The 20,808-nt window shown below is 67.9% G+C and carries 21 protein-coding genes; 7 read left to right on the plus strand and 14 right to left on the minus strand.

Features of this window, described 5'->3' with window-relative positions:
* Window positions 1–9 precede the first annotated feature (9 nt).
* From purH to KU884_RS15535, 7 genes are all read right to left on the minus strand, one after another.
* Window positions 10–1,590: a bifunctional phosphoribosylaminoimidazolecarboxamide formyltransferase/IMP cyclohydrolase gene (purH, locus tag KU884_RS15505; RefSeq protein ID WP_167783470.1), complete on the minus strand. Its 1,581-nt coding sequence runs from the start codon at window positions 1,588–1,590 to the stop codon at window positions 10–12.
* Between the two features lie 60 nt (window positions 1,591–1,650).
* Complete coding sequence (locus tag KU884_RS15510) at window positions 1,651–1,941, minus strand: helix-turn-helix domain-containing protein (protein WP_167783471.1); 291 nt, start codon at window positions 1,939–1,941, stop codon at window positions 1,651–1,653.
* A 140-nt stretch (window positions 1,942–2,081) separates the two neighbouring features.
* The gene (locus KU884_RS15515) at window positions 2,082–3,464 is read right to left on the minus strand and encodes a DUF3426 domain-containing protein (protein WP_167783472.1); all 1,383 of its coding nucleotides are present in this window, start codon (window positions 3,462–3,464) and stop codon (window positions 2,082–2,084) included.
* 59 nt (window positions 3,465–3,523) lie between these two features.
* Complete coding sequence (gene prmA / locus KU884_RS15520) at window positions 3,524–4,408, minus strand: 50S ribosomal protein L11 methyltransferase (RefSeq protein WP_167783473.1); 885 nt, start codon at window positions 4,406–4,408, stop codon at window positions 3,524–3,526.
* Window positions 4,409–4,416: 8 nt separating this feature from the next.
* The gene (locus tag KU884_RS15525; RefSeq protein WP_254432075.1) at window positions 4,417–4,749 is read right to left on the minus strand and encodes a hypothetical protein; all 333 of its coding nucleotides are present in this window, start codon (window positions 4,747–4,749) and stop codon (window positions 4,417–4,419) included.
* Window positions 4,750–4,956: 207 nt separating this feature from the next.
* The gene (gene ppa / locus KU884_RS15530) at window positions 4,957–5,490 is read right to left on the minus strand and encodes an inorganic diphosphatase (RefSeq protein WP_167783474.1); all 534 of its coding nucleotides are present in this window, start codon (window positions 5,488–5,490) and stop codon (window positions 4,957–4,959) included.
* Between the two features lie 75 nt (window positions 5,491–5,565).
* Window positions 5,566–6,828 (minus strand): 6-phosphofructokinase, encoded by a 1,263-nt coding sequence (locus KU884_RS15535; RefSeq protein ID WP_167783475.1) that lies wholly within the window; start codon window positions 6,826–6,828, stop codon window positions 5,566–5,568.
* A 242-nt stretch (window positions 6,829–7,070) separates the two neighbouring features.
* Between KU884_RS15535 and KU884_RS15540 the strand changes: the two genes are divergently transcribed.
* Genes KU884_RS15540 through KU884_RS15555 form a run of 4 tightly spaced genes read left to right on the plus strand, consistent with a single transcriptional unit; the run spans window position 7,071 to window position 10,167 of the window.
* A complete protein-coding gene (locus tag KU884_RS15540) occupies window positions 7,071–7,556 on the plus strand; it encodes a hypothetical protein (RefSeq protein WP_167783476.1) in 486 nt (161 codons plus the stop codon).
* An 18-nt stretch (window positions 7,557–7,574) separates the two neighbouring features.
* Entirely contained in the window at window positions 7,575–8,939 is a 1,365-nt protein-coding gene (mpl, locus tag KU884_RS15545) for a UDP-N-acetylmuramate:L-alanyl-gamma-D-glutamyl-meso-diaminopimelate ligase (RefSeq protein ID WP_174813749.1), read from the plus strand.
* Window positions 8,936–9,568 carry a flavin prenyltransferase UbiX gene (locus KU884_RS15550; RefSeq protein WP_167783477.1) on the plus strand — a complete coding sequence of 211 codons (633 nt, stop codon included), beginning with the start codon at window positions 8,936–8,938 and terminating at the stop codon, window positions 9,566–9,568. The genes mpl and KU884_RS15550 overlap by 4 nt, the downstream gene beginning before the upstream one ends.
* Window positions 9,565–10,167, plus strand: a complete 603-nt coding sequence (locus KU884_RS15555; protein WP_254432076.1) for an LON peptidase substrate-binding domain-containing protein — start codon at window positions 9,565–9,567, stop codon at window positions 10,165–10,167. The genes KU884_RS15550 and KU884_RS15555 overlap by 4 nt, the downstream gene beginning before the upstream one ends.
* A 265-nt stretch (window positions 10,168–10,432) precedes the next feature.
* On the opposite strand, the gene hemL is transcribed toward KU884_RS15555, so the two are convergent.
* The gene (gene hemL / locus KU884_RS15560) at window positions 10,433–11,716 is read right to left on the minus strand and encodes a glutamate-1-semialdehyde 2,1-aminomutase (protein WP_167783478.1); all 1,284 of its coding nucleotides are present in this window, start codon (window positions 11,714–11,716) and stop codon (window positions 10,433–10,435) included.
* Between the two features lie 46 nt (window positions 11,717–11,762).
* Window positions 11,763–12,413, minus strand: coding sequence for a thiamine phosphate synthase (gene thiE / locus KU884_RS15565; protein ID WP_167783479.1), 651 nt, complete (start codon window positions 12,411–12,413; stop codon window positions 11,763–11,765).
* A gap of 74 nt (window positions 12,414–12,487) precedes the next feature.
* On the opposite strand from thiE, the gene KU884_RS15570 reads away from it, so the two are divergent.
* On the plus strand, window positions 12,488–12,658 hold the full coding sequence (locus KU884_RS15570; RefSeq protein ID WP_167783480.1) for a rubredoxin: 171 nt from the start codon (window positions 12,488–12,490) through the stop codon (window positions 12,656–12,658).
* 32 nt (window positions 12,659–12,690) lie between these two features.
* Here KU884_RS15570 and KU884_RS15575 read toward each other — a convergent pair whose 3' ends face one another.
* Together KU884_RS15575 and cpdA are read right to left on the minus strand one after the other, a co-directional pair.
* A complete protein-coding gene (locus KU884_RS15575; RefSeq protein WP_167783481.1) occupies window positions 12,691–13,866 on the minus strand; it encodes a hypothetical protein in 1,176 nt (391 codons plus the stop codon).
* A 151-nt stretch (window positions 13,867–14,017) separates the two neighbouring features.
* Complete coding sequence (gene cpdA / locus KU884_RS15580) at window positions 14,018–14,839, minus strand: 3',5'-cyclic-AMP phosphodiesterase (RefSeq protein ID WP_167783482.1); 822 nt, start codon at window positions 14,837–14,839, stop codon at window positions 14,018–14,020.
* Window positions 14,840–15,206: 367 nt separating this feature from the next.
* On the opposite strand from cpdA, the gene KU884_RS15585 reads away from it, so the two are divergent.
* On the plus strand, window positions 15,207–15,674 hold the full coding sequence (locus tag KU884_RS15585; RefSeq protein ID WP_217351385.1) for an SEL1-like repeat protein: 468 nt from the start codon (window positions 15,207–15,209) through the stop codon (window positions 15,672–15,674).
* A 156-nt stretch (window positions 15,675–15,830) separates the two neighbouring features.
* Here the strand turns inward: KU884_RS15585 and argA are convergent, their stop codons facing one another.
* From argA to KU884_RS15600, 3 genes are all read right to left on the minus strand, one after another.
* Window positions 15,831–17,165 carry an amino-acid N-acetyltransferase gene (argA, locus tag KU884_RS15590; protein WP_167783483.1) on the minus strand — a complete coding sequence of 445 codons (1,335 nt, stop codon included), beginning with the start codon at window positions 17,163–17,165 and terminating at the stop codon, window positions 15,831–15,833.
* Window positions 17,155–18,333 carry an acetylornithine deacetylase gene (gene argE, locus KU884_RS15595; protein WP_167783484.1) on the minus strand — a complete coding sequence of 393 codons (1,179 nt, stop codon included), beginning with the start codon at window positions 18,331–18,333 and terminating at the stop codon, window positions 17,155–17,157. The genes argA and argE overlap by 11 nt, the downstream gene beginning before the upstream one ends.
* Window positions 18,334–18,533: 200 nt before the next feature.
* Window positions 18,534–19,205 (minus strand): TIGR04211 family SH3 domain-containing protein, encoded by a 672-nt coding sequence (locus KU884_RS15600; protein WP_167783485.1) that lies wholly within the window; start codon window positions 19,203–19,205, stop codon window positions 18,534–18,536.
* A gap of 268 nt (window positions 19,206–19,473) precedes the next feature.
* On the opposite strand from KU884_RS15600, the gene KU884_RS15605 reads away from it, so the two are divergent.
* Complete coding sequence (locus KU884_RS15605) at window positions 19,474–20,688, plus strand: class I SAM-dependent rRNA methyltransferase (protein WP_167783486.1); 1,215 nt, start codon at window positions 19,474–19,476, stop codon at window positions 20,686–20,688.
* Window positions 20,689–20,808: the final 120 nt, after the last annotated feature.

Genomic DNA, 20,808 nt, shown 5'->3' on the forward strand with positions numbered 1-20,808 from the left:
CTCGTGTCCTCAGTGCCGGAAATGCCGCATGCCGGTGAACACCATCGCCATGCCATGTTCGTCCGCGGCGGCGATCACCTCGTCATCGCGCACCGAACCGCCGGGCTGGATGACTGCCCGGATACCCGCCTCCGCGGCCTGATCGATGCCGTCACGGAACGGGAAGAAGGCGTCGGAGGCCATCACTGCGCCCGCCACCTCGAGCCCCGCATCCAGCGCCTTGTCCCGCGCCAGCCGGGCGCTCCACACCCGTGACATCTGGCCGGCGCCGATACCGATGGTACGGCCATCGCGGCCATAGACAATGGCATTGGACTTGACGAAACGCACCACCTCCCAGACGAAGCGCAGGTCCCGCAGGGTGGCCGCGTCCGGGCTCACCCGGGTCACCACCCGCAGATCGCCGTCGGGGACGCTGGCGATATCACTGTCCTGCACCAGCAGCCCGCCGGCGACGCGCTTGTAATCCTGCTGGGCATGGCGCTGCGCGGACCACTGGCCAGTGACCAGCAGACGCACGTTCTTCCGCGCCGCAACAATCTCCGGCACGCCGTCGGCCACCTCCGGGGCGATGATCACCTCCACGAACTGGCGGTCGACAATGGCACGGGCAGTGCCGGCATCCAGAGTGCGGTTGAAGGCGATGATGCCGCCAAAGGCCGAGGTGGGGTCGCAGGCGAAGGCGTGATCGTAGGCAACCGCAAGATCGTCCGCCTCCGCGACCCCACAGGGGTTGGCGTGCTTGACGATGACGCAGCCGGGGCGCTGCAGGCGCTTGACACACTCCAGCGCGGCGTCGGTATCGGCGACATTGTTGAACGACAGTTCCTTGCCCTGGAGCTGGCGGGCGGTGGCAATACACGGCTCCGCAGGGCTGGCCTCACGGTAGAAGGCGGCACTCTGGTGGGGGTTCTCGCCGTAGCGCATGCCCTGGACCCGGCGGAACTGCAGATTGAGCGTCTCCGGGTAGCCCTCGGGCTGCTGCGACGCGTTCAACCGGCCCAGGTACGATGCAATGGCACCGTCGTAGGCGGCCGTGTGCTCGAAGGCGCGGGTGGCCAGCTCCAGGCGCAGGGGGAAATCCAGACCGTCCTGCTGCTCCAGGCGCTGCAGTACGCGTCCATAGTCCGCCGGATTGGTCACCACGGCCACACCGTCGTGGTTCTTGGCCGCCGCGCGCACCATGGCCGGCCCGCCGATGTCGATATTCTCCACCGCGTCGGCGAAGGTGCAGTCCGGCGTCGCCACGGTCTGCTCGAAGGGGTACAGATTCACCACCAGCAGATCGATGGGCGCAATCCCCTGCTCGGCCATGACGTCGTCATCGGTGCCGCGCCGCCCCAGCAGCCCGCCGTGGACCAACGGGTGCAGTGTCTTTACGCGGCCCGCCATGATCTCGGGAAAGCCGGTGATGTCGGCAACATCCTGCACCGGCAGGCCGGCCTCGCGCAGGGCGCGGGCGGTGCCGCCCGTGGAGATCAGGGCCACGCCACGGTCAGCCAGGGCGCGGGCGAAGTCTTCGATACCGGTCTTGTCGGAGACGCTGATGAGTGCACGACGCACGGGACGCAGGGCTGCGGTAGCAGTCATGACGAACACGATCCTCGGTTGGTTGACGGCGGCGCCGGCCCGCTGGCTGCTGCAGGACGATCAGCTGCGGATGTCGTACTGCAGCAGCTTCTTGCGCAGGGTTCCGCGGTTGAGCCCCAGCAGTCGCGCCGCCCGGGTCTGGTTCCCCTGGCAGTGGTCCAGCACCGAGCGCAGCAGCGGCGGCTCCACCTCTGCCAGCACCAGGGCATGGAGATCCCGGCACTCGTGATCACCCAACTGGTGCAGGTACTGACGCACGGCATCGTCGACACAGGCTCGAATCGGTCCGACCCCGCCATCCTCGTCGTCCTGCGGGGCGGTGTACTGAAGTCGACTGGCCTGCTCGTTCATTCCGTCCATCATCCTGAAACGCGAAGCGAAGCCGGCGGGGCGCGCCGAATGGAAAGGGTCCGCATGATACCCCAAAGCCGGGCCATGAAAAACGCCGCCACGCGCATCGGGAGTGCATCCTGCGTGAACGGTCCGCCCGTTCAGCGAAGATCGAAGATGTACTGCTGCGCGCCGCTGCCCGGATCCTCCAGCACCAGTCGAACGCGAACCCCCAGGCCCGGTGGCATCCCCGCGGCCCATTCCTGCCGTTGCGCCAGGTCGCCGAGATAGTCCTCGGGATGGAACCAGCGCTCCCCCGAAATATTCTGGTTATTATCCAGAAGTGACAACCGAAGCAAAGGGTAAGGTTGCCGGAATTCGGCCTCGTTGACCAGCGACGCGGTGGCCACCAGGGTGTCGTCCAGTTCCGGGTGATCGCTCACCTGCCCCCGCACCAGGCGCACCGACGCCAGATCCCGCTGCAACGGCAGCTCACAGCCCGCCACTGTGCACAGCGTCTCCAGCCAGGGTCGCCAGCGCGGATCCTGCGCCAGATCATCGCGCACGATGTAGGCCGATTGCACCCCCAGGCTCAGCACCATCAACACCACACCGGCAAACCACAGATAGGGCGCCCGGGAGCGCGGTTGCGGCTGCGCGGCGCGCTCGATCTCCAGCCGCGAGAGCTCCTGCCAGTGCTCTTCCAGGTCAACGGCCACCGGAGGCTCATCGGCATGTCCGGGCACGGCGGCGGAATTCGCGGCGTCGGCGACATCGGGCGGTGGATCCGCTTGCGGCGCCGCCGGCTCCGGCGGTTCATCACCGGGGCGGCTCCGGACCGGGGCGGCCTGGCCGGGCCGCGGGGCCGCGGGCGTGTCCTCGGGCGGGGCGAACGCCGTCGCGGGCGCATCCGTGCCGCTGCCGGTGCGGGACCGCGCCTGGCGCCCCGGCACAACAGGCACCGGCCCCGATAGCCAATCGATCTGCCGCCCCCGCTTCGGCGGCTCTGGTTCCGGCTCTGGTTCCGGCTCTGGTTCCGGCTCTGGTTCCGGCTCTGGTTCCGGCTCTGGTTCCGGCTCTGGTTCCGGCTCTGGTTCCGGCTCTGGTTCCGGCTCTGGTTCCGGCTCTGGTTCCGGCTCTGGTTCCGGCTCTGGTTCCGGCTCTGGTTCCGGCTCTGGTTCCGGCTCTGGTTCCGGCTCTGGTTCCGGCTCTGGTTCCGGCTCTGGTTCCGGCTCTGGTTCCGGCTCTGGTTCCGGCTCTGGTTCCGGTTCCGGTTCCGGTTCCGGTTCCGGTTCCGGTTCCGGTTCCGGTTCCGGTTCCGGTTCCGTCAGCCAGGGTGTGAAGGCTTCGGGGAGGTCGTCCACCAGGCGTCGACGCGCGTCGAACACCTGCCTGCAGCAGCCGCACTGGGCCAGACCGCCGGTGCCGGCGAGCTGCTCGCCGGCAATCCGGAACACGGTGGCGCATGTGGGGCACTGGGTGTACATGACGGTGATGGCGGCAGTGGTGGCCGCAACGTTCCCTGGTTTCCTCTCCGGGAGCATTGTCGGGAGCCCCGACCGGGGTGTAAAGGAAACGTCTTCGCTAGTGTCAGCCGGCGGGTTCAGTCACCGCGACGGATACCGGTGAGCAGCGTCCAGCCATCCTGAAACCGCGGCCGGTCGAAGGAGACGTACGCGTCGAAGGCCTCCACAACGGTTCCCGCCTGGTCTTCCATGATCCCGGACAGGGCCACAGGCCCACCGGGGCGGACCAGGCCCATGAGCTGCGGGGCCAGCTCAATGAGGATGCCCGAGAGAATGTTGGCAACCAGCACATCCGCCACCGGCGGGTCCGGCTCCTCGTTGGTGCGCAGGAACAGTCGGTCCTCCACGCCGTTGCGGCGCGCGTTCTCCTCGCTGGCAGTCAGGGCCTGGCGGTCGTTGTCGACCCCGTGGGCCTCATCGCTCCCCAGCAGCAGTGCGGCAATGGCAAGGATGCCCGAGCCGCAGCCGTAGTCCAGCACGCGGGTGCCGGCCAGCTGCTGGCGATCCAGCCACCCCAGACAGAGGGCCGTGGTGGGATGGGTGCCGGTACCGAAGGCCAGGCCGGGATCAAGACTGATGTTGACCCCCCGCGGGTCGGGGGGCTGGTGGGTGCTGGGGCACACCCAGAGCCGCTCGCCGAAGCGCATGGGCTCAAAGGCGTCCATCCAGGCACGCTCCCAGTCCTGGTCCGGGATGGTTTCCTCGTGCCAGGTATCCAGCACATCCGGCCCCAGGGACTGCTCCAGCACGGTGCGAATGCCGGGCACGTCGACGTCGCCGTCAAACAGTGCCACCAGCACCACTTCGGCCCACAGCGGATTGGTGCCCAGATCGGGTTCGAGGATGGGCTCGCCGCCGGGATCCTGCAGGGTCACGGCATAGGCGCCCTGCTCCACCAGCACGGACTCGGCACGCGTGCAGGCACCTGCCGGCAGCGTGCAGCGGATCTGACGATGATGCATGGGGATTCCTATTCGCTGCGGGCGACCACATCCGCAGCCTGAGCGCGGGTGTAGAACTCGCCTTCGAGTTCGAAACCGGCTTCCAGGGTGGACTTGACGCAGGTGACCTGCCCGCTGGCACCACGCTCGGTCACCACTTCCGCGGGGAGACCGTCCAGGCAGTGAAACGGACACGGCGTGCCGCCGGCGTTCAGAGACGGGTACACAGTGCCTGTCTCGGCGTCGCGGAAAGCCGGCCTGAAACCGAAGCACCGGTTGTTCTGGCTGACTCCGCCAGTGGCACCGTACGTCCGGTTCTCGTACTCAAGACGCCGCTTGCCCATGAGCCCTGCCGTCGCCATGAAGCCAACTCCGTCTGCCCGCTGGTCGCATGCGTGAACCGTCTGTCACCGGCGATCACCCGCAAATGGTGCACCGCACAGCTTCCGATTATAGGCCTGTTACAGGCAGTGTCCACCCTTGCAAAACAGCGTTTCGCAGATCGGTCATCAAAGACGCGTTTCCTTGATGGCAACACAGCCTGCAACAGAATGCACGCGGCAATCGCGTCAGCCCTGGCGCTCGTGCCGCGCCACGGCGTCGGTCAACTCCTTGCGGGCAGCCTCGGCGCCTTTCCAGCCCTCGACTTTCACCCACTTGCCCTTCTCCAGATCCTTGTAGTGCTCGAAGAAGTGGCCGATCTGCTCCAGCAGCAGCGGCGGCAGGTCGGATGGCTCGTGGACGTGATCGTAGAGGGGCGTGAGCTTGCTCACCGGCACGGCGACGATCTTGGCGTCCTCGCCGGCCTCGTCGCTCATCTCCAGCACGCCCACCGGCCGGCAGCGCACCACGGAGCCGGGCACCAGGCCGAACGGGGCCACCACCAGCACGTCCGCCGGATCGCCGTCCCCGCACAGGGTGTGGGGCACGAAACCGTAGTTGCAGGGGTAGTGCATGGCCGTGAACATGAACCGGTCCACCAGCAGCGCACCGCTATCCTTGTCCACCTCGTACTTCACGGGATCGGCGTTCTGCGGGATCTCGATGATGACATTGATGTCGTCCGGAACCGACTTGCCAGCCGGGATGTTGTCGACGTTCATGGAAGCTCTCCCTCGTGTTGCCAGTCGCTAGATGGTGGACGCCCGAACTGCGAATGCCGCTGCAAGGCGGCGGCGTCAGACCTGAAACTCCGTCCCCAGCACGCGCGGGACGGAAACATTCTTGAGTGTAATGTAACTGGGCAGCCCGTCACGGTAAGGCGGGTAGTCCTCGCCCTGGATCAACGGCCGCAGGTAGCGCCGGCAATCGTCGGTGATGCCGAAACCGCACTCGGTGATGTACTCCCGGGGCATCTTGCGCTCGATATTGGCCACTTCGCTCAGGGCCACGGAACCGATTTCCCACTGGTACGGCTCATCGGCCTTGCGCACGATGGTGGGCATGATCGCGTTCTCCCCGGCAAGCGCCTTCTCGACGGCGGCGCGGCCGACGGCGTAGGCCTGATCCACATCGGTCTTGGAGGACAGGTGCCGTGCGGCCCGCTGGAGGTAGTCCGCCACCGCACAGTGGTGCTTGAGGCCCAGGTCGGTCTTGCACATCTGCGCGATCACCGGCCCCACGCCGCCGAGCTGGGTATGGCCGAACGCGTCCTTGCTGCCGCCGTCGGAGAGGAAATTGCCGTCATCGTCCCGCAGCCCCTCGGAGACCACCACCACGCAGTAGCCGTGGCGATCCACGCAATCCTGGACCCGCGCGAGAAAGGCCTGGCGATCGAAAGGCACCTCGGGGAACAGGATCACCAGCGGCGGTTCACCCTCATGCTCTTCGCACAGCCCGGCGGCGGCGGCAATCCAGCCGGCATGCCGACCCATGACCTCCAGCACGAAGACCTTGGTGGACGACTCGGCCATGGAACGCACGTCCATGGCCGCCTCGCGGGTGGACACCGCCACGTACTTGGCGGTGGAGCCGAACCCGGGGCAGCAGTCGGTAACCGCCAGGTCGTTGTCCACTGTCTTGGGGATGCCGATGCAGGTGATGGGATAGCCCATGCGCTCGCCGAGTTGGGCGACCTTCATGGCGGTATCCTGGGAATCGCCGCCGCCGTTGTAGAAGAAGTAGCCGATATCGTGGGCGGCGAAGACCTCGATCAGCCGCTGGTACTCGGCCTGGTTCTCTTCCAGCCCCTTGAGCTTGTAGCGGCAGGAGCCGAAGGCGCCGGCGGGCGTGTGACGCAGCGCGGCGATGGCCTCGGCGGACTCCTGCCCGGTATCGATCATGTCCTCGCGCAGCGCGCCGATGATGCCGTTGCGGCCGGCATAGACGTGGCCGATGCGATCACCGTGCTGCCGCGCGGCCTCGATAACACCGCAGGCACTGGCATTAATGACGGAAGTCACGCCACCTGACTGGGCGTAAAAGGCATTCTTCGGGGGCATGGCCATCCTCGCTGGGCTTGGTGCTCGTTCCGGAACGTCATTCCGGCCTGTTCACGGGCGCGCTGGGCACTCTCGAGCGTCCCGGCGCCAAAAAGCGCCGCAAGGATAGCTCAAACCACCCCATCGCTGAAATACCGCCGGGCAAATCAACGGCTTTCCTCGCGCTGCCCCTTCGGCCTGATGTCGCTGCGTCGCGCGTCGCTGGCAGGTAGTATGGCGGCAGATTCGCAACCGGAGTTCCCATGAGCCGCCTGCCCGTCACCCTCGTTCGCATCTGCCTGTTCCAGGACGGCCCGCAGGATATGCCGGCGAACGGCACCGTCCTGGTGGTGCTGGTGGCCATTGGCTGGGCGGCCAGCACCCTGCTGGTGGGCCAGCTCATCGAGGAAGGCTCGGCGGCGCTGGAAGTCAGTCTGGCCACTGCCTTCGGCCTGCTGTTTACCTGGCTCGCGCTGACCATGCGCGGCGGCAGCAACCGCTTCCTGCAGACCGCCAGCGCCCTGTTCGGCACCGACCTGGTGCTGCTGCTGCCGGTCACACCGCTGCTGCTCATGACCCAGAACGGCGACGGCGGCGGTAACCTGCAGTTGCTGTTGCTGCTGCTCTGGATCTGGAGCATCGCCATCAAGGGCCACATTTTCCGCCACGCCCTGGACCTGCCCGTGGCCGGGGGCGTGCTCGTGGCCATCGGCTATACCATACTGTCGCTGTTCATCACCGGCGCCTGAACAGGAGTCATCGCGCCCATGCACGTGCACATCCTCGGCATCTGCGGAACCTTCATGGGCAGCCTGGCGTTGCTCGCCCGGGAAGCCGGCCATGAAGTCACCGGCTCCGACCGCGGCATCTACCCGCCCATGAGCGAGCTGCTCGCCGCCCAGGGCATCGCCGTGGGCGCCGACGACGACCCGGCACAACTGGAGCCGGCGCCGGACTGCGTCATCATCGGCAACGCCCTGTCCCGCGGCCATGCGCTGGTGGAGGCGGTGCTGGACCGGCGCATCCCCTACACCTCCGGCCCGCAGTGGCTGGCGGACAACCTTCTGCGCGACCGCTGGGTACTGGCCGTGAGCGGCACCCACGGCAAGACCACCACCGCCGGCATCCTGGCCTGGCTGCTGGAAGATGCCGGCCTGGCGCCGGGCTTTCTCATCGGCGGCGTACCGGGGAATTTCCCGGTATCGGCCCGGCTGGGTCGTAATCCCTTTTTCGTCATCGAGGCGGACGAGTACGACAGCGCCTTCTTCGACAAGCGCTCCAAGTTCGTGCACTTCCGCCCGGACACGCTGGTGGTGAACAACCTGGAATTCGACCACGCGGACATCTTCCCGGACCTGGCCGCCATTCAGCGGCAGTTCCACCACCTGGTGCGCACCGTGCCGGGCCGCGGGCGGATCATCGCACCGCTGGCCGAGCCGGCGGTGCGCGAGATGCTGGAGATGGGCTGCTGGAGCGAACTGGAGGCCGTGGACGCCCCCTCCGGCTGGCACCTGGAAGCCGGGGCCGGCGGCTTCACGGTTGCCGAAGGCACCACCCGTCACGGCTCCCTGGACTGGCACCTGCACGGCGAACACAACGCCCGCAACGCGCTGGCCGCACTGCTGGCCGCCCGCCACGCCGGCGTGCCGGTCAGCCAGGGCCTGGCGTCCCTGCCCCGGTTCCGCGGCATGCGCCGGCGCCAGGAACTGCGGGGCACCGTCAACGGCATCCGCGTCATCGACGACTTCGCCCACCACCCCACCGCCATCCGCGCCACTCTGGATGCGCTGACCCCCGGCGGGCGCGTGCTGGCGGTGCTGGAGCCACGCTCCAACACCATGCGCCTGGGCACCCAGCGCGCCGCGCTGCCCAACGCCCTGGCGCCGGCGAACCGCAGCTACCTGTACCAGCCTCCCGGGCTGGACTGGTCGGTATCGGAACTCATCCCTGCCGTGGGCGAGTGCGCCGTCTGGGCTGACGACATCGACACCCTGGTGGCACACGTCGCCACGGACGCCCGCGCCGGCGACCAGGTCGTGATCATGAGCAACGGCGGCTTCGACGGCATCCACCAGCGCCTGCTGGACGCCCTGGCGGAACAGCACCAGAGCGTCATCGAGGTCCCGGCATGAATCTGCGCGACGACGGCATCACCCTGGCGCTGACCGGGGCCTCCGGCGCCCAGTACGGCCTGCGCCTGCTGGAGTGCCTGCTGGCCGCCGAACGCCCGGTGCAGATGCTCATCTCCGAGCCCGCCCGCGTGGTCATCGGCATGGAGACCAATGAGCAGCTCCCCGGCCGCAACGGCGACGCCCAGCGCCATCTGGCCACCCGTTACGGTGCCGCCGAGGGCCAGCTCCGCCTGCTGGGCCAGAGCGAGTGGACCGCCGCCTGCGCCTCCGGCTCCGGCGCGCCGCGGAACATGGTCATCTGCCCCTGTACCACCGGCACCCTGGCCGGGCTTGCCGCCGGCACCAGCAACAACCTCATCGAACGGGCCGCCGACGTGGTGATGAAAGAGCGCGGCCAGCTCATTCTCGTGCCCCGGGAGATGCCCTTCTCTACCCTGCACCTGGAAAACATGCTGCGCCTGAGCCGCGCCGGCGCCGTGATCATGCCGCCCAGCCCCGGCTTCTATCACCACCCGCAGCGCATCGAGGACATGGTGGACTTCGTCGTCGCCCGCATCCTCGACCACCTGAGCATCCCCCAGGAGCTCATGCCCCGCTGGGGCCATGAACGGGAGCACAGAACCCCATGAACCTGGCTCCGCAGATCATGGAAGAGATCCCCGTTTTCCCCCTGCGCACCGTGCTCTTCCCCGGCGGCCCCCTGCCGCTGCGCATCTTCGAGACCCGCTACGTGGACATGGTCAGCCGCTGCCTGCGCCGGGACGAACCCTTCGGCGTCTGCCTGATCCGTGAGGGCCGGGAGATCGGCGAAGCCGCCACGCCCCACGCGCTGGGTACCCTGGCGTCCATTATTGACTGGGAGCAGCATCAGGACGGCCTGCTGGGCATCACCGCCATGGGCGGGAGCCGTTTCCGCATCCGCGACAGCTGGCTTGCCCCGGACAGACTCCGCCTGGCCAACGTCGATCTGCTCCCGACTCCGGAACCGGCAACCCTGCCCGACCAGCCCGACGATATCCGCCAGCTCCTGGATCGCATCCTCGGCATGCAGAGCCTGGGCTACCACCACTGCGAACGTCAGGACACCGACGCCGAGTGGCTCAGTGCCCGCCTCGCCGAAGTCCTGCCCCTGAGCCTGGAGCGGAAACAGCAGCTGCTGGCCATGGATGACCCCATGGAGCGCCTGGAATCCCTGCGGGAGATGGTTCCGCAGCTGCGGCTGCGGTGAATCCGAGGCCCGGCGAACGTCGCAACGGTGGGGTGGATCTGGCAGACCGGAAGCGCACATCAACGCCGCGCCGGGAGGAGCGGGCGCCCCGGTCCCGGACCGTCTGCGGCCAGGACGGCCGCAGTCGAGCCTACATGGACGTATTTACGGCGTGTCCGGGACCGGGGTGCGCGCTCCTCCCGGCCCCCGGGAAGGCAGCCACCGCACAACAAACAGGCCAAAGGAGCCAACATGCCCCAACACACCGAAGCACGCGATCACGACGTCACTCCAGCCGCTGGAACACCTTCCCGGCCATATCCAGGGTCAACTCGATAACCGCATCGTCATGCGCCGTGGACACGAAACTCGCCTCGAAGGCCGCCGGCGCGAAGTACACGCCACTCTCCAGCATGCCGTGGAAAAACCGCCCGTACCGATCCGTGTTGCTGTCCACCACCTGCTGGTAGGTGCGTACCGGCCCGTCCTCGGTGAAGAACAGGCCCATCATGCTGCCCATCTGGTTGACCTGCACCGGCACACCCGCCTTCCAGGCGCGCTCCCGCAGACCCTCCGCCAGCGTCGTCGTGGTCGCCTCCAGCCGCTCGAACGTCCCCGGCCGCGAGAGCACCTCCAGGGTCTTCAGGCCGGCGGCCATGGCCACCGGATTCCCCGACAACGTACCCGCCTGATAGACCGCACCCAGGGGCGAGAGCTGTTCCATGATCTCCCGGCGACCACCGAAGGCCCCCACCGGCATGCCGCCGCCGACCACCTTGCCCAGGCAGGTCAGGTCCGGCGTTACCCCGTAGCGTGCCTGCGCCCCGCCCAGGTGCACCCGGAATCCCGACATCACCTCGTCGAAGATCAGCACGCTGCCGTGGTTGGTACACAGATCACGCAGCCCCTGGAGGAACTCCGCATCCGCCGGCACCAGATTCATGTTGCCGGCCACCGGCTCCAGCATCACTGCAGCGATCTCGTCACCGTACTCCGAGAACGCCTGCTTCACGCCATCCAGGTCGTTGTAGGTGAGCGTGATGGTGTCCGCCACCACCGCCTCCGGCACGCCCGGGGAGGTGGGGTTGCCCAGGGTCAGGGCACCGGACCCCGCCTTTACCAGCAGGGCGTCCACGTGGCCGTGGTAGTTGCCCTGGAACTTGATGATCTTGTTCCGCCCGGTGTAGCCGCGGGCCAGCCGCAGCGCGCTCATGGTCGCCTCGGTGCCGGAGCTGACCATGCGCAGCATCTCCATGGACGGGAAATGCGTCTTGATCTGCACGGCCATGCGCGTTTCGGCTTCCGTGGGCGCACCGAAGCTCAGCCCCTGGGCCGCCGCCTGCTGCACCGCCTCCACCACCTCCGGATAGGCATGCCCCAGCACCATCGGGCCCCAGGAGCAGACGTAGTCCACATAGCGCTGGTAGTCCTCGTCGTAGAGATACGGCCCCTGGGCGCGGCGCATGAACACCGGCGTGCCGCCGACGCCACGGAAGGCCCGTACCGGCGAGTTCACGCCCCCGGGAATGTGCTGACAGGCCGCCTCGAAGAGCGTCTCGGAGTGTTTCATGGGTTGGGCTTCCTCCTGCAGGTTCGTGACCGGTGTTCCGAGTCTATCAGGCACCGCCAGCGGCACCGGAATCGAACAGGTCCGCAATCCGGGCCGCGGCCAGACGTGGATCGGGGGCAGCGAAGACGCCGCTGATCACCGCCACCGCATCCACGCCGGCAGCCACCACCGGCCCGGCATTGTCCGGCGTGATACCACCGATGGCCACCAGCGGCTGACGGTAGCGTTCCGCGGCGACGGCGAGCGTCGCCAGCGGCAGGGGCACCGCCTCCGGCTTGGTCGGCGACGGAAAGACGCTGCCAAAGGCGAGATAATCCGCACCCGCCGCCGCCAGCTGGTCCGCGCGCTCCAGGGAACCGTAACAGGAGACGCCGATGACAACATGGCTGCCCAGTCGTGCTCGCGCCCGTGCCGGATCATCGTCGTCACGACCCAGATGGACCGCCGGCGCGCCGATGGCGGCGGCGAGTTCCACGTCGTCGTTGATCACGAACAGGGCACGGTACTGACGACACAGTGCCAGCAACGCCTCCGCCTCCCGGCGTCGGCGCTCATGGGCGTCGCTCTTGTCACGATACTGGACCACCGCGGCGCCGCCTTCCAGCGCCTGGCGGACCATGGACAACAGCTCGTCATCGTGGTTCACGGTGGTATCGGTGATGACGTACAGGCCGCGAACCGCGGATGCGTCCACCATGCTGCGCCTCCCCTTGGAGCCCCTGGAACGAGTCGGTAGAGTACCGCCTTTGTTCAGACGTCAGGGTGACACGAATGGAATACAAGTCTTACATGTGCGTGGTGTGCGGGTGGATCTACGAAGAAGAGGACGGCCTGCCCGACGAGGGCATCGCGCCGGGCACGCGGTGGGACGACATTCCGGACAGTTTCACCTGCCCGGAATGCGGTGCCGGCAAGGAAGACTTCGAGATGATCGAAATCTGAACGCGCCCCGGCCTACTAACCTTCACGGAAGGTTAGTAGCCGAACCCGCCCAGGAACCAGGTCACCGCACCGCCGACCACACCCAGCAACACCGCCAGGGCCACTGCCGCCGGCCATCGACGAGGCTGCGTATCCGGCTCCGGCGTCTGTGGTGGTGCCGTGGTGACGCCGGCCGGTTCCGCCGCAGCGGCAGCGCGGTGGCCTGACGGGCTCTCGCCGAACAGCGGCGCCTGGCGCTGCTGCTGCGCCTCCGCCCGCTGCCTGTCACGCTCTGCCTGCCGCTGATCCTCCTTGGCCACCTGCTGTTCCAGGCGCTCCAGCTTGTTCCTGTCCAGGGACGTGTCTGCCTGGATGAGCTGGAACTCGTCCGCCAACTCCGCTCCCAGTGATGTGGCGGCCGTGTCGTCGGCAGAGGTCCCGGCCTCGTTGCCATGGGCCGCGCGGAGCACCGCGTTGGCCTCGGTGAGATCCACCTGGACCGGATTCCCGGCACCTGCCCCCCTTGGCGTACTGCGGGTCTCCTGAACGTGCACGGCATCGGCGGGAGTGCTGCGCTCCTGCTCGGCCTGGAGGCCGACCAGCTTCTCTGCCAGGCGCACCGCTCTCTGGTTGGCCTGACCACGTCCGCGCTCGGAGAGATTGAGGGCCTTGCGCAGCGCGGTCACCTCCTCCAGCAGGGCGGCTTCGCGGTCCTCGTCGCTGGCAGCTTCCAGCCCCTGCAGGCTGCCCAGCGTCTCTTCCAGCTGTCGGTTGCGCTCCTGCTCAGCGGCGACCTGACGCCTTGCCTCGTTGAGCTCCGCCTCCATGGCAGCAAGCTCCTCTTCGGCGCTCTGCCAGGCCGCCCGCGCCGCTTCGCGGGTCTGCGTGACCTGTTCCTCGGCGCTGAGCCGGGCGGACTCTTCCTGTTTCAGGTACTGCCGGTTGAGTTCGTCGTAGCGGCGCTGCAACCGATCCGAATGCTCCTGGATTTCCTGGAGCTGCCGCTTGACCCGCGCAAGTTCGTCCTCCACCTCGCGGCGGCGGGCGACCTCCTGGGCGTGGATGCGCAGCTGCTCTGCCTCCACCCGCTGTCGCGTGGTCTCGGTCTCGGCCTGATAATAGGCCACTTCGTCCTGCAACCGCTGACGCAGCGCAGCCAGTTCCTTTTTCAGGCGCTCCACCTCGGACTGTCCCGCGGCTTCCTGGCGCCTCGCTTCCTGTGCTGACATAGGCCCTCCGTTTCCTGCGTCCTGCGACCCTTCTCACGGGGCCGTCTCGTGCCTCCGGCGGCAGGCGCGTCGCTAGCGCACGCTGCAGAGCCGAAAACACCCGCAGGTCACTGTAGCCGTCAGGGTCGAAAAGGTCACCCCGAAGGCGTTTCTAGTATCCGGCGATGCCGACATCCAGCCCGGCCGGCAACTCGGTCAGACGCTCGACGCCGGTACGCACACGTCCGTCAGGCTGCAGTTCCAGCCAGCGGTACCCGGGCGGCCGGGGGTCGATACGGAACGTCGGGCTGGCCGGGTCGAACTGGACACAGGTACTGGGGCTCGCCAACAGGCGGATGTCGCCGTGCCAGCCATCGAACTCCTGGTGAACATGCCCCCATACCACCGCGCGCACCGCATCGTGACGGTCCAGCACATCGAACAGGTCGCGGCCGTTGTCCAGACCAATGCGGTCAATCCACCGACAGCCCACCGGCACCGGATGATGATGGAGCCCAACCAGCACGTGCCTGCCGTCGTTGGCCCCCAGACAATCATCCAGCCACTGCAGTTGAGTGGCCGACAGATGCCCGTGGGTGGCGCCCGGCACGGTGGAGTCGAGGGTGATGAACAGCCAGTCGGCGGCGACCAGGTGACCCACCAGCCGCACCGGGCCGGTGTGGAACACGCGTTCCATGGCACCGGCATCGTCGTGGTTGCCCGGCACCACCAGCCCCGGCAGCCCCAGCCCCTGAAGCTGACGTCTGGCCTCGCAGTAGGCGGCGTCCGTATCCAGGGCGCCGTCATGGATGACGTCACCGGTGTGCAGCAGCAGGTCGCACCGCTGTTCCTTGCCGCGCAACGCCGCGACAACGGCCTCCCAGGCCGCTTCGGTATCGACACCGGCCAGCTGTCCACCGTCGCCGTACAGGTGCGTATCCGTGATCTGCAGCACCCGGAGCGGGCGGCCACGCGGCAAATCGGTCAATTGCATTACGTCCCAAGCCTCTCGATAGGGGCAGCCGCCGGCACGGTCGCCACGGACGGCCATCAGCTTCCGAGTCTTGCCCGAATGCCGCAACGTTTCTGTTGCGGTCGTCACAAATCACCGTCTTCGCGTCGACCCTGAGGACAGGACACTCGTTTCATCCACCAGAACGCGCGGAGGCACACGGGAATGATTCCGCTTTTCCCTAAGGTAGACTGTGCCATCGAATCGTCCACAAGGACGCAGGGGCCTGAACCCGGCGCACCCGCCCGCAGGACTTGCCGCAGCCAGGGCTTGTCGGTACGTTCGACACCTCCGTGATCGACGGAGATAGGGTCATGACCGGCCGGGCAACGGCCGTGAGGAGACACGGATGCATCACAGGATCGCGACACTGACGGTGGCCATGGCGCTGCTGGCCGGCTGCGCCGGTAGCGGCTCACCCGGCGATGAGGCGCGCTTCGCGGAAGGCCGCGCAGCCTACCAGGCCGGAGACTTCGGCGAGGCATTCGAGCGACTGATCGTGGAAGCCGAGGCCGGCAATCCGGACGCCCAGTACACCATCGGCTACATGTACTTCGAGGGCCAGGGTGTCAGCCGCGACGAGGACCGGGCACTGCGGTGGATTCAACGCGCGGCGGAAAACGGCAGCCGGCAGGCGGTGACCGCCCTGGGCGAGCTGGCCGGCATGGGCAGTAGCCGCCCCGGCGTCAGCGACGAGCAGGCGACGACACCGGAACCCCAGGCCGACGAGGACGCGCCACGGCTGACCCCGGACAGCGATGCCATGGAACGCGAGATTCGCGACGAGCTGCCTGCGGAGCTCACGGACGATCAGTGACCGGATCCGCATGGCGGTGCATCAAGATGCACCCTACGGGTCCTGAGCGAACCGACATCATGGTGCTTTATATCGTAGGGCGGACCTTCAGGTCCGCCCTACGGTCCGCCCTACACCTGTCGCCTACGGGTGTTGCCGACACCCCGTGCGGCAGTCCTACGCACCCCGGCCGATGGGCTTGATGAAGACTTGGGAGCGCCGCTGCAGATTGTAGAGGGCCTGGCGCTCCATGGGCAGGTCCTCCAGCCGCGCCGGCTCGAAACCGCGCTCACGGAACCAGTGCGCGGTGCGGGTGGTGAGCACGAACAGCCGCTCCAGACCGTGCGCCCGCGCCTCCCGCTCCACATGGCGCAGCAGCATGTCGCCCCGCTGGCCGCCGCGATACTCCGGATGGATGACGAAGCATTCGAGTTCCGCCATGCCGGCGCTATGGTGGGGTGAGAGCGCGGCGGTGGCGATGACCATGCCGTCGCGCTCCACGACCACGTAGTCGTCGATCCGCGTCTCCAGCTCCTCGCGCGAGCGGCGCACCAGCACGCCGTCGCGCTCCAGCGGCTCGATCAGCTCGAGGATACCGCCGACATCGTCCACCGTGGCGGCCCGCAGGGACTCGAACGGGTTTCCCGCCACCAGGGTGCCGATGCCATCCCGGGTGAACAGCTCCAGCAACAGGCCACCATCGCGTCCGTCGTCCACCAGGTGCACCCGGCGGACACCGTGCCGGCAGGCGCGCACCGCCGCATCCAGCAGCCGCAGCCCTGTTTCGCCGTGGGGCTGGCCGTGCAGCGCCTGCAACCGTTGCGACGCCTCGTGCAGATCCAGCTCACGGATCAGCTCGCCGCGTTCGTCCAGCAGGGCGTTCCCCTCGGTGAGGTAGATCAGCTTGTCGGCGCCCAACGCAGTGGCCACGCCCAGCGCCACGTCCTCGGCCACCATGTTGAACACCTCTCCGGTGGGCGAGTAGCCCAGCGGCGAGACCAGCACCACGTTGCCGTCCGCCAGGCGCTCCTGGATGCCGGCAACATCCACCCGGCGCACCTCGCCGGTGTGCTGGTAATCCACGCCATCCCGCACACCCAGGGGTTTTGCGGTAACGAAATTGCCCGAGGCCACACGCAAACGGAAGCCCGCCATGGGAGAGTTGGCAACGCCCATGGAGAGCAGCGCCTCGATCTCCACCCGCAGCGCGCCCACGGCCTCTTTCAGGCATTCCAGCGCCAGCGCGTCGGTGATGCGGTAGCCGCCTTCATAGCGCACATCGCCGCCGCGCTCCCGCAGGCGGCGCTCCACCTGTGGCCGCGCCCCGGGCACCAGCACCACGCGCACGCCGAGGCTGTTCAGCAGGGCGACGTCGTGCAACAGGGCCGGCGCCTGATCACCTCCCAGGGCCTCGCCGCCGACGCTGACCACCACGGTGCGGCCCCGGTGGGCGTTGATGTACGGCGCACTGCGCCGGAACCAGGCCACATAGGCGCCGTCGTCATGGGCCATGATGCGCTCCCCCGCCATCCACGCAGAACTGCCGCACCAGCCGCTTGAGCAGATCCACCGTGGGCTCCAGGCGCTCCACCGCCAGGAACTCGTCCGGCTGGTGCGCCTGGGCGATGTCCCCCGGCCCCATGATCACCACATCCATGCCCAGATCACGCAGGTAGGGCCCCTCCGTGCCGAAGGGCACCGCCCGGGCCTCCGAGCCGGTCAGCGCCTCGGCGGCGCGCACGATGGCCGTGTCCCGGGGCGTTTCCATGGCGGGCAACCCGGGAAACAGGGACTCCATGCTCAACTCCAGGCCGGTCTCGCCGAGCACCCGCGGTAGCCGCTGGGCAAGCACGCCGCGAAGATCGTCCAGACTCATGCCCGGCAGCGGCCGGATGTCGATATGCAGCTCACAGTGGGCGCAGATGCGGTTCGGATTGTCGCCGCCGTGGATGTACCCCAGGTTCATGGTGGGTACCGGCACATCGAAGCGCTTGTCCACGTTGCGGGACTGCAGCTGCTGCCGCCAGGCCAGCAGATCGCTGAGCACCCGGTGCATGCCCTCCAGGGCATTGTTGCCGAAGGCCGGGTCGCTGGAGTGGCCGGAGCGACCCCGCACACGGATGGCCTCCATCATCACGCCCTTGTGCACGTGCACCGGCTGCAGGTTGGTGGGTTCACCGATAACCGCGTGCCGGCCGAGCCGCCGTTCCGCCTCCACCAGCGCCTTGGCACCACCCATGCCGCTCTCCTCGTCGGCGGTGGCGAGCACCACCAGCGGCGCCTTGAGATCGCTTGCCCGAAACGCCCGGACCGCTTCAACAACAAGGGCCAGAAACGATTTCATGTCGCTGGTGCCCAGCCCGTACAGCCGGCCATCGCGCTGCGACAGCACGAACGGGTCGGAGGACCAGCCGGTGTCATCGAAGGGCACCGTATCCGTATGGCCGGCCAGCACCAGCCCACCCTCGCCGCGCCCCAGGGTGGCGATGAGGTTGGCCTTGTCATCGGTGCCCGGCACCGGCTGGATTTCGGTGGCAAAACCCAGCCCGTCCAGCCATTCCGCCAGCCGTTCCACCACGGCGCGGTTCCCCTGGTCCAGCGCCGGATTGACGCTGCTCACCGAGGGGATCGCGATCAGCTCCTCGATCATCTGCATGAGCCGCGGGGGCTGCTGGGTCATGGCGCTACTCCTGAGATTCGCGCGAGAACAACGGACGGGCGACGCCGCGAGCGGCGTCGCCCCCTGGTACGGGTGGATTCTGGATAAACGCAGTCGATTGGGCAACTCACCCCGAGCGGCAAGCCAGGGGGAAGCGCTGCCGGGCAACACCGATGGCGGCATGCGCGTGCCCCACGGATGCGCCGCGGGGCGGCATGCGGTCAGAGTCCGCCGCTGCCCCAGCTGGAGCGGCGTCGCCAGCGAATCCGCGGCAGGATCAACCCGGCGAGAATACCGGCACCAAGCACCGAGGCACCGACGATGAACCAGCGCTGGTCGTCGCGTTCCTGCAGGCGCTCCCGTTCATTCTCAAGATCCTGGATGGTGCGCTGGAGATCGATGACCTCCTTCTTGAGCTCTTCGTTCTCCTCGTAGAGATCCAGGCCCTGTTCGGCGCGCTCCATGCGCTGCTCCATGGTCTCGCGCTGACTCTCGCTTTCGTTCAGGCGTGCTTCCAGCTCTTCCACCCGCGCCTGCGCCTGCTCCAGGTCCCCGGACAGCTCCCGGTTCTCCTGCTGAACGCTCTCCAGGGCGCTCTGCGCCCGGGTCAGACGTGCCCGCGCACTGGGCTGATCCGAGAGCAGACGGGTCAGCACCCAGCCCTCCAGGCCGTCGGGGAGGCGCACCTGCGACCAGCCACTGTCCTGGTCAAGCACCTGCACCCGGGTCCCCGCCGGTGCCATACGCTCGATGCGGAACTGGTTGCCCGGCCCGGAGCGCACATCCAGCGCCAGCTCGTCGCTGATGAACCGCTCCTGCTGCGCCAGGGCCGCGGCGGGCAGCAGGCACAGCAGCAGAACAATGATGGCGCACACTCTCGCGACAGCAGCCAAGAACAGATCTCCAGATTATCCAAGGGCCCGGGAGGCCAAGAAAGGCCGGAAAGGGGCGAGTATTCTAGCGGCGGCACCTACGGCAACAATCTGACGCCAACCGGCGACACCCGACAAACGCCAGCTGAACCGGGTTCAACCCAGCCCGGACCATCCGCCCACAACGCCTACAGTGTACCAGTGTCCCCCATGCCTGCATCGAAACAGGCGCCGGACTGGTAGAATCCCGCGCCCGACTCATCTCAACGGACTGCCCCGGAGACACGCCATGGCGGACACACGCCCCTCCCTCTTCCTCAAGCGCGGCGAAGAGCGCCGCCTGCGCGCCGGCCATCTCTGGGTTTTCAGCAACGAGGTGGACACCCAGCGCTCGCCGCTGAAGGACTTCACCCCCGGCCAGGATGCCATCCTGCGGGACCACGGCGGCCAGGCCATCGGCAGCGTCTACGTCAACCCACACTCCCTGATCAGCGCCCGGCTGGTCAGCCGCGACGCCGAACGCGCCCTGGACGAATCCCTGCTGGTGCACCGGTTGAACCTGGCCCTGGCCCTGCGCCAGGCCCATTTCGACGCACCCTACTACCGGCTGGTCCACGGTGACGGCGACGGCCTCTCCGGGCTGGTCATCGACCGCTACGGCGACACCTGCGTGGTCCAGCCCAACACCGCGGGCATGGACCTGCACCTGGACAACATCCTCCAGGCCCTGTCGCGGGTGGTGGAGCCCGAGCATATTCTGGTCCGCCCCGACGGCGCCATGCGGGAACTCGAAGGGCTGCCCCGGGACGAGCCGCGGTGGCTGGGCGACGCCAGCCCGGAGCACCTGGAAATCCGCGAGAACGGCCTCACCTTCCAGGTGCCCGCACTCAGCGGCCAGAAGACGGGCTGGTATTTCGATCACCGCGCCAACCGTGCCCGCCTGGCCCCCTACGTGCGCGGCCTGCGGGTCCTGGACGTGTTCAGCTACGCCGGTGCCTGGGGCCTCCAGGCCCTGGCCCAGGGGGCGGAGTCCGTGACCGCCGTGGACAGCTCCGAACAGGCCCTGGACTCCCTGGACGCCAACGCCGCCCACAACGGGTTGAGTGATCGTGTCACCACCATCGAGGGGGACGCCTTCGAGGTCCTCCAGGCCCTGCGGCAGGAACGCCACCGTTTCGACGTGGTCATTCTGGATCCGCCCGCCTTCGTCAAGCGCAAGAAGGACCTCAAGGCCGGCCTGGGCGGCTATCGCCGGCTCAACCAGCTGGCACTGCAGGTGCTGGAGAAGAACGGCAGCCTGATCACCGCCTCCTGCTCCTCCCACGTGGACGACCAGGCACTGCTGGGCGAGGCTGTCGCCGCCGCCCGCCATGTGGACCGTTCTCTGCAACTGGTGGAGCGTGGCGGCCAGGCGCCGGACCACCCGGAACACCCGGCGATCCCGGAAACCCGGTACCTGAAGGCGCTGTTCACGCGGGTGGCGCCGGCGTGGAGTACGCCGTGAGGAAGTAAAGGTAGGGCGGACCTTCAGGTCCGCCGTCTCCCGAGAGGTCAGTCCAAGGGGGCTTGTCAAAGCCGGATCGGCGGACCTGAAGGTCCGCCCTACACCTCTGAATAGGAGCCA

It is taken from the genome of Aquisalimonas sp. 2447 (genome assembly GCF_012044895.1).
Taxonomy (GTDB): Bacteria; Pseudomonadota; Gammaproteobacteria; order Nitrococcales; family Aquisalimonadaceae; genus Aquisalimonas.

Excerpts from the sequence above, each read along its gene's own strand:
- purH (WP_167783470.1), bottom strand. The coding sequence starts at position 1,590 with ATGACTGCTACCGCAGCCCTGCGTCCCGTGCGTCGTGCACTCATCAGC.
- KU884_RS15510 (WP_167783471.1), bottom strand. The coding sequence starts at position 1,941 with ATGAACGAGCAGGCCAGTCGACTTCAGTACACCGCCCCGCAGGACGAC.
- KU884_RS15515 (WP_167783472.1), bottom strand. The coding sequence starts at position 3,464 with ATGCTCCCGGAGAGGAAACCAGGGAACGTTGCGGCCACCACTGCCGCC.
- prmA (WP_167783473.1), bottom strand. The coding sequence starts at position 4,408 with ATGCATCATCGTCAGATCCGCTGCACGCTGCCGGCAGGTGCCTGCACG.
- KU884_RS15525 (WP_254432075.1), bottom strand. The coding sequence starts at position 4,749 with ATGGCGACGGCAGGGCTCATGGGCAAGCGGCGTCTTGAGTACGAGAAC.
- ppa (WP_167783474.1), bottom strand. The coding sequence starts at position 5,490 with ATGAACGTCGACAACATCCCGGCTGGCAAGTCGGTTCCGGACGACATC.
- KU884_RS15535 (WP_167783475.1), bottom strand. The coding sequence starts at position 6,828 with ATGCCCCCGAAGAATGCCTTTTACGCCCAGTCAGGTGGCGTGACTTCC.
- KU884_RS15540 (WP_167783476.1), top strand. The coding sequence starts at position 7,071 with ATGAGCCGCCTGCCCGTCACCCTCGTTCGCATCTGCCTGTTCCAGGAC.
- mpl (WP_174813749.1), top strand. The coding sequence starts at position 7,575 with ATGCACGTGCACATCCTCGGCATCTGCGGAACCTTCATGGGCAGCCTG.
- KU884_RS15550 (WP_167783477.1), top strand. The coding sequence starts at position 8,936 with ATGAATCTGCGCGACGACGGCATCACCCTGGCGCTGACCGGGGCCTCC.
- KU884_RS15555 (WP_254432076.1), top strand. The coding sequence starts at position 9,565 with ATGAACCTGGCTCCGCAGATCATGGAAGAGATCCCCGTTTTCCCCCTG.
- hemL (WP_167783478.1), bottom strand. The coding sequence starts at position 11,716 with ATGAAACACTCCGAGACGCTCTTCGAGGCGGCCTGTCAGCACATTCCC.
- thiE (WP_167783479.1), bottom strand. The coding sequence starts at position 12,413 with ATGGTGGACGCATCCGCGGTTCGCGGCCTGTACGTCATCACCGATACC.
- KU884_RS15570 (WP_167783480.1), top strand. The coding sequence starts at position 12,488 with ATGGAATACAAGTCTTACATGTGCGTGGTGTGCGGGTGGATCTACGAA.
- KU884_RS15575 (WP_167783481.1), bottom strand. The coding sequence starts at position 13,866 with ATGTCAGCACAGGAAGCGAGGCGCCAGGAAGCCGCGGGACAGTCCGAG.
- cpdA (WP_167783482.1), bottom strand. The coding sequence starts at position 14,839 with ATGCAATTGACCGATTTGCCGCGTGGCCGCCCGCTCCGGGTGCTGCAG.
- KU884_RS15585 (WP_217351385.1), top strand. The coding sequence starts at position 15,207 with ATGCATCACAGGATCGCGACACTGACGGTGGCCATGGCGCTGCTGGCC.
- argA (WP_167783483.1), bottom strand. The coding sequence starts at position 17,165 with ATGGCCCATGACGACGGCGCCTATGTGGCCTGGTTCCGGCGCAGTGCG.
- argE (WP_167783484.1), bottom strand. The coding sequence starts at position 18,333 with ATGACCCAGCAGCCCCCGCGGCTCATGCAGATGATCGAGGAGCTGATC.
- KU884_RS15605 (WP_167783486.1), top strand. The coding sequence starts at position 19,474 with ATGGCGGACACACGCCCCTCCCTCTTCCTCAAGCGCGGCGAAGAGCGC.